This window comes from Phenylobacterium sp., from assembly GCF_036502675.1.
Lineage (GTDB): Bacteria > Pseudomonadota > Alphaproteobacteria > Caulobacterales > Caulobacteraceae > Phenylobacterium.
In genome coordinates, this window is sequence record NZ_DASXYF010000122.1 from 21567 (window position 1) to 28943 (window position 7377).

The 7377-nt window shown below is 64.6% G+C and carries 6 protein-coding genes; 4 read left to right on the forward strand and 2 right to left on the reverse strand.

Annotated elements, in window-relative coordinates:
• The first annotated feature begins 46 nt into the window (after nt 1–46).
• Nucleotides 47–1540 carry a lipopolysaccharide biosynthesis protein gene (locus VGL30_RS16250; RefSeq protein WP_331541065.1) on the forward strand — a complete coding sequence of 498 codons (1494 nt, stop codon included), beginning with the start codon at nt 47–49 and terminating at the stop codon, nt 1538–1540.
• Here the strand turns inward: VGL30_RS16250 and VGL30_RS16255 are convergent.
• Complete coding sequence (locus VGL30_RS16255; protein WP_331541066.1) at nt 1503–2462, reverse strand: FkbM family methyltransferase; 960 nt, start codon at nt 2460–2462, stop codon at nt 1503–1505. The genes VGL30_RS16250 and VGL30_RS16255 overlap by 38 nt on opposite strands.
• A 35-nt stretch (nt 2463–2497) precedes the next feature.
• On the reverse strand, nt 2498–3574 hold the full coding sequence (locus VGL30_RS16260; RefSeq protein WP_331541067.1) for a hypothetical protein: 1077 nt from the start codon (nt 3572–3574) through the stop codon (nt 2498–2500).
• Nucleotides 3575–3942: 368 nt separating this feature from the next.
• Here VGL30_RS16260 and VGL30_RS16265 point away from each other — a divergent pair, with 368 nt between their 5' ends.
• From VGL30_RS16265 to VGL30_RS16275, 3 genes are all read left to right on the forward strand, one after another.
• Nucleotides 3943–4947, forward strand: a complete 1005-nt coding sequence (locus VGL30_RS16265) for a glycosyltransferase family A protein (RefSeq protein ID WP_331541068.1) — start codon at nt 3943–3945, stop codon at nt 4945–4947.
• Nucleotides 4948–5205: 258 nt separating this feature from the next.
• A complete protein-coding gene (locus tag VGL30_RS16270; RefSeq protein ID WP_331541069.1) occupies nt 5206–6117 on the forward strand; it encodes a class I SAM-dependent methyltransferase in 912 nt (303 codons plus the stop codon).
• Between the two features lie 258 nt (nt 6118–6375).
• The coding region (locus tag VGL30_RS16275) for a family 16 glycosylhydrolase (RefSeq protein ID WP_331541070.1) at nt 6376–7377 on the forward strand (1002 nt) is incomplete at its 3' end.

Here is a 7377-nt window from a genome sequence, read left to right on the forward strand (position 1 = left end):
ACGTTCTCCATCCAGTATCCACGCGCCGCGCTTAGGAATCAGTTGAATGTCGATCAAAATGGCGATGGCGAAGAGTGCGTTCTGGTCGAGCGCGGGCGCGATTTCGAACCAGATCTTCGCCTTCGTGGTCATGGCCATCGTCGCCCGCCTGATCACGCCGGCGAACTTCGGATTGGTTTCGCTGGCGCTGATCTTTCTGGAGTTCTCGAAGACGGTCGTCCTGGGAGGCCTGCCTGAAGCCCTGGTGCGCGAGAAGACCTGGAACGACGAAACGGCGAACGCCGTCTTCTGGGCCAACCTCGGAATGGGACTGGGTTTCACCCTGATTACCGCCGTCGTCGGCGGACTGATAGCCGTGAATGAAACCGGCATCGGGATCGGCCATGTCCTGGCGATCCTCTCACCCGGCTTTCTCATCGATTCTTCAGCGGCGGTGCACGAAGCCAAGCTCAAGCACGACTTCCAGTTCAAGAAACTCGCATTTCGCCTGATCGTCACCAACGTCGTCGCCGGAACGGTAAGCATCGCGATGGCTTTCACGGCGCCAGGCGTCTGGCCGCTGATCGCGCAGCGCCTGGTCTCATCCGCCTTGCAGGCGGCGATTGTTTGGCGCGCGTCGCGGTGGACGCCGGGGGCGCCGCGCGGGTTCGCGGCCCTGGGGCCGGTCCTCAGCTTCAGCCTGCCCATGATGGGCTCCCGGCTGGTCGGCCAGCTCGCGCAGCGCGGCGCCGACATCATCATCGCCGCCGTGGGCGGCGTGGCCGCGCTGGGCATCTACAGGGTGGCCTCGCGCGGGATGACATTGTTGACGCAACTCACGATCAACCCCCTCCAGACGGTCGCCCTGTCGGCCTTCTCGAAGGTGAAGGACGCGTCCGCCGTGGCGCGCAGCTACGTGCAGATCACCCGCCTGACCTCGCTGCTGACGTTTCCGATGTTCCTCGGTCTGGCGGTGATCGCGCCGGACTTCATCGAGGCCTGCTTCGGCGCCCGCTGGAGAGCGGCCGCTCCGGTCATGTCCATCCTGAGCCTGTCGGTCGGAACGACCGCGTTGACCTATTTCGCCGTCCCCGCCCTCGCCGCGGTCGGCGCATCGCGGATGATCCTGCGCCAGAACGTCGCCGCCCTGGTGGCGGTCTGGAGCTGCGCCGCAGTCTTTTCGCACTTCGGGGTCGCGAGCGTCGCCGCAGGGCAGGTCCTGTCGAGTTACCTGGTCATCCCGGTCTACCTCGCCCAGATGAAGCGGGCGGTGGGACTTTCGTTCAGGCAGGCGATGTCCGGGACCTACCCGCCGTTGGTCGCGGCGGGCGTCATGGCGGGCTGCCTGTGGGCGCTCAGACTATTTGCGCTTCACCAACTGTCCCCGCTGGCCCGGATGGCCATTGTCGTACCCCTCGGGGTCCTCCTCTATGGCGCCATCATGGTCCTGGGGTTCCGGCGCCACCTCCGCACCGTGATCGTCGATGTGGAGCCAGTCCTGCCGGCGAACCTCCCCGCGCCCCTCAGGCGCCTGCTTTCTGTGATGACTTCCGGGCAATGATGTCCAAGTAGAAGGAGGGGTTGAGCTTGTGCTCCTCATAATAGCGCCGCAGCTCCGGTATCACGTCGTTCACGGGGGCTGGCGGGCTGGAACTCGCCCCCTCCTTGAACACGAGCTCCAATGAGCCGAACTGCTGCTCAAGGAAAGAGAACAGGATCTCGACGGGGGCTTCCAGTCGACCCATGCCGTAAGGCCAATACTCAAGAACCAGCAGCGCCGCCTTGGACAGGCTCCGCCGCCCGCCTGCGATGACGAAGGGCTCGGCGCCCTGCACGTCAATTTTCACGGCGAGTGGATCGGCCAGTTGAAGGCCCATATCATCCAGCGCCCTGGCCTCGACGGTGATTGACCTACGATCCGCTTCTCCCAAGAGCGAGGGACCTAAGGATCCGCCCTTGATCCGTTGATCCCCGAGATTGCCTTCCGTCACCTCGAACTCAAGCATGCTCTCCCGATCGGAGACTGCCAACTGGAAGAGTTGGACATTGGAAGTTCTGATGTTGGACGATATATTTCGGGAAAGATTCCCGAAATTTCTCGTCTCAGGCTCAAAACAATAGCACTTAATTTTCGAATTCTTGGCTATTGGAATAGTCGTCAAGCCAATATTTGCACCAATATCGACATATGTGCCCTCAAATCCATTGTCCCCAAAGAAATCTTCGACAAGCTTGTTGGTCGCCGCCGCCCATACGCCATCCTCCGCATAGCTAAGGAAGACCGTGGTATCCGCGACGTCGCTGGTGATTTCGCCAAAACGCCCCTCGGCGACCATTCGCTTCACGCCGAACTCCTGGGCGAGTTTCGCCAAGGCTCGTGCACGCTGATTGCGCGTGGCGTTTCGATGAAATCGCTCGAAGGTTGGCGCTTCGAGAGCGCGCACGCCCATGTGGATTAGCAGGCGCTTCAGGGTTCGCTTCACCGACATTGCATTCCTTGCTGTTTGTGGTGCGGCCTTCACCGCGTCGCACCGGTTACACGGGCCGCCAGTTCCAAGGTCGAGTCCGCCAGCGCATCCCATGTGCGCGACGTGCGAAAGCGCTCGATCCGCGCTTGGGAGTCCGGCGCAAACGTCGGGTCCTTCAGCGCCGCCGACACGTCACACCCCCGCAGGGGCAAGGGCGCCGCCTGCACCCAGGGAAGTCCCGGCTCGGATTTCAACGCCGCGAACGGCGCGGTGTCGCTGACCAGCAGCCGCGCGCCATGTTCCAGGGCCAGGATGGCGAAGCCCGAGTTGATGGTCCCGTGTTCGAGGTACGGGAGCGCGACCACGTCACAAGCCTGGATCGCCGCGACCAGATCTTCGTCGTCGAGCCGCCGCTCCAACCAGACCAGGGGGAACCCGCTGACCACCAGGCGCCCGATGCCTTCCCGGACGGCTCCGGCCGAGGCGTTCCGGTGCAGCGCGCCGGCGATGAACAGATGAAACCTGTCGCCATCGGCCTCCCGACAGGCCTGCAGCAACCCCTGAAGGTTCTTGTAGTCCCGGATATCGCCGACGAAGCCCAGCACGCGCTCGTCGGGAGGCAGTCCAAGGCGGGCCCGCGCCGCGGCGCGCCCAGGGCCTGCCGGATAGGCGTCGCCGAACAGGGGATGGCGCGCCGTCACGGACGGCTTGTCGCGGAGCGCCGGGAGCCGTTCCGCGACGATCCCGGGAGCCGTCGATTCCAGCATGATCACGCCGTCCAGCAGACCGGTGAAAATCCGCATGTAAAGCCGCTCGAGGTCGGTGTTTCGCCTGTCCGAGCTCTGGGTGTTGTGGACCATCCAGACCAGCCTGGCGCCCCGCAGCTTCTGGGCGAGAACCCGCGCCAACATCACTGTGCAGGATCGCCAGGCGGTCCCGAACGCCTTCGACGTGGCCAGGTTCTGCGGCCAATGGAAAAGCAGGATGTCCACGGCCGGCCCCAGGGCCGCCCGGTTGGTCAGGGGCGCGATCTCGACAGAACGGGCCCGCAGCGCCGCACTGAACAGGCGGATGAACGGATTGTCCGAATCCGCAGGGGACATGAGCACCTTCAGGACCGCAGGCATCAAAGGGCGACCACGCTCATCGGCTCAACTCCAAGCCATCCATCCGCGTCCGCGCCGCGGGGCTCGCGCGCGTCCGCCGGGTAAGGCGTTGGCCCAGCCGTCCGCGCCGCGAAACATGCCGCACCGCCCGACGCCATGCCACGACTCCCGCCACCGCCTCGCTCGAAACCGACTTGCAACCAGATTCCGGCAGTTCGGCGCCCAGGCGAATTCTTCATATGCTAGGGTGCGCGGCGCCTCGTCGGGAGGCGGCGACCCGACACGGCGCGGGCCGGTGCGGACAACACTTCCTGACGACGCTCGAGGCGTCCGAAATGCACGACGCCGGCACGTAAGTTTACCAGAGAGAGCGACCCCCCTCATTTCATATGCGTGAAGCCCCCGTCTCCGTCGTCATCCCCCTGTTCAACAAGGCGGCCCATGTGCTGCGGGCGCTTCGCTCCGTCTCCGCGCAGACCGTACCGCCACATGAGGTCATCGTCGTGGACGACGGCTCGACGGATGCCGGCCCGACACTGGTCGCCGGCCTCGCGGACCCGCGCATCCGGCTTCTGCGACGCTCGCCGCCCGGACCCGGAGGCTACGCCGCCCGCAATCTCGGCGTCTCCGCCGCCGCCGCGCCGTGGGTCGCCTTCCTCGACGCCGACGACGCCTGGAAACCGGACCACCTCGCCCGCCTGCTGGCGATGATCGAGGTCGCGCCGGCTGAGGTCGGCTGTGTATTCACCGGCTTCGAGAACCTGTTCAGCGAAGGGCCGCCGCGGTCCAATCCCTATTCCCGGCTGTCCCGGGACCGGGGCGTGCACCGCCTGGGGTTCGACGCCTTCCTCGACGGCTGGCTCGCCGCCAAGGATTGTCCCATCTGGACCGGCTGCGTGGGCTTCCGCCGCGACCTCCTGACCGCGGTGGGGCTCTTTCCGGAGAAGCGCTGCCTGCGGGGCGGCGACAAGGATCTCTGGATCCGCGCGCTCTGGGCCGCCGACGCGCTCTGCGACCCGACCGTTTCGGCCACGTATTTTCGCGACTCGGAGAATATGGTGACCAAGCTGACCGACACTTCGCGACGGCATTGCATCTGCACGACCATTTCCGAGATGATCGGGCAATCGGCTGCGCCACGCGCACTGCGGTTGAAGAGATTGTTCAATATGGAAATCTCCCAGTACGCAACGCGGGCTCTGAGGGGGGGCTCCCTGCCGCATGAAATTGTCCATGGCTACTATGTCCGACAAGATCCCCTGCGCGGGATAACCTACGCGCTGGCGACGCGGTTGCCGCCCGCAGCGCTGCAGAGAACCGTCAGCTTCATGAGATCCAGCCGCCGCAATGTGCGAGACTGGGCGTCGAGGATTCGGGTCTCGAGGGGGGGGTGACCGGCGCCTCCGCGTGTGCGCACGCGAATGGGCGGCCGGCCAGGTCTTAAATGATGCGTGAGCGGGACCAGACCGCCGACGATGTCGCGGATTGCAATGAGTTCGGGACAGCCTGCTCTCCCCGATGAGGTCATGTGTTTTTGTTGGCGCTCGCCTTGTTGGAGAACGCTGAGCATGAAGATTTCTTCGCGGGCTACGGCCTGCTCTCCGGTCGGAGCCACATGGTTCTCTTTCGGTTTTCGCGCTAGATCACGCGCCGTGAGAGACCTGTTGAACGCCCTGCGCTGTCCCATTTGTCATGGGCCTGTTTTGAACGTCGGCGGCGTTTATTCATGTGACGTTGATGGTGACTTCCTGAGCTCACAAAATCAGCCGGTGCTGGTGAATTTCGACAGCAGCATCCTCGACCGGGATGAGTTCATCGCCAGGGCGAGCGCCTCGCCGGTTCGCCGCCGCCGCCACCATCAGGTCCTCCGGCGCATCCTGAAAGGCGCCAACAAGGCCGCGGCGCGCCTCGCGGACCGCATGAGGGCGCAGCTCGCGCCGGGGGCACGGGTCCTGGTCGTCGGCGGCGCGGTGAAGGGTTCCGGATCCGACAACCTGTACGCCGGCGACCTCGAGATCGTCGGGCTCGACATCTACCCGACGGCGCTCACCCAGGTGGTCGCCGACGCTCATGAGATCCCCTTCGTCGACGAGACGTTCGACGCGGTCTGGCTCCAGGCGGTGCTTGAGCATGTCCTGGACCCCGCCGTGGTGGTGAGCGAGGTCCATCGCGTCCTGAAGCCCAGAGGACTGATCTTCGCCGATACGCCATTCATGCAGCCGGTGCATGAAGCCGCCTACGATTTCACCCGCTTTACGCGCAGCGGCCATCGCTGGCTTTTCCGCCAGTTCGAAGAAATCGAACACGGCGCCACGGCCGGCGCCGGAACGGCGCTGTTGTGGTCGATCCGCTATTTCGTAAGGGCGGTGACGGGCAGCCGCCTGGCCGCGGCGCTCTGTTCGGCGCCCGTGTTCTGGCTGCGGTTTTTCGACCGGGACACCCAACGGCACCGGGATGCGGCGTCAGGCTTCTACTTCTTCGGCCGGAAGACGGGGAGCGCGCTCTCGCCGCGCGAAATGGCCGACTACTACGATCAGGCCCCGCAGCGTCCCGGCCAGCCTTAGGCTTGCAGACCCCGGTTCGCGCAGCGGGCCACAAGCCTAATTTTAGCGACAGTACTCATTTCTATATTCTCGGCAAATGAGTTACTTTGTCGCACCCCGACAAATATATACCGCTCACATCAGAGCTCACTGAAAGAAATAGATCTGAATTCAAATTTACCATTAACGTAATAGACCGGGATCTTTACCAATTTCTTTCAGATAAGCTAAACTAGCCGTCGGCATGATGTATTCCCACAAGTATGGGGCGTCTGCGTCATGACCGAATCTACTCTTCTAGGGGATTGGACCGGGCAATATGCCGGTTCGAGGCTGGATCTTTCCGCCTACCACCTGAACTTCGAAGACAACTTCACCACCCTGGACGTGGGGACGCCCGGCGCCAGCCCGGCGACGGCGACGTGGTTCGCCCCGGTGGGCGCGACCTTCGGCTCGGCCACCTTCGTCAGCCCCGCCGCGACCGTGAACCCCTTCTCCGTGGCCGACGGGGCGCTGACCATCAGCATGCAGCAGGTCGACGGCGCCTGGCAGAGCGGCCGTATGCAGTCGGTCAACAACGCCGGCCAGGGCTTCGCCCAGCAGTACGGCTACTTCGAGATGAGCGCCAAGTTCCCGGCCGGCGCCGGCTCCTGGCCCGCCTTCTGGCTGCTCTCCACCGACGCCTCCAAGCCGCGCATCGAGATCGACGTCATCGAGGCCTACGGCGGCAACGACGTGGACGGCCACCATGCCGCCATCCACGTCACCCCGGTGGCCGGCTCGACCCTCACGCAGAAGGTCGACAACTCCGACTACACCGACGTCTCCGGCTCGATGTTCGACGGCCAGTTCCACACCTACGGGGCCCTGGTCACCCCGGACTGGATCATCATCTACTACGACCACCTGGAGATCACCCGCATTCCCGGCAACCAGTACCTGGGAACGCCGCTCTACATGGTCACCGACCTGGCCATGTACGGGCCCGAGGCCGCCCAGGCCTCCGGCAAGTACGACATGACCATCGACTATATCCGCGCCTACGCCGATCCCCGGCTGACCGGCCTGGTGCTGAACGGGTCCTCGCTGGGCGATAGCCTGCAGGGCTACCAGTTCAACGACACCCTGACCGGGGGCGCGGGCGCCGACACCATGGCGGGCGGCGGCGGCAATGACGTCTATTACGTCGACGACCCCGGCGACCAGGTCGTCGAGGCCGCCGGCGGCGGCGCGGACCTGGTCTACAGCTCGGTCAGCTTCTCGGCCGCCGGCCAGGACATC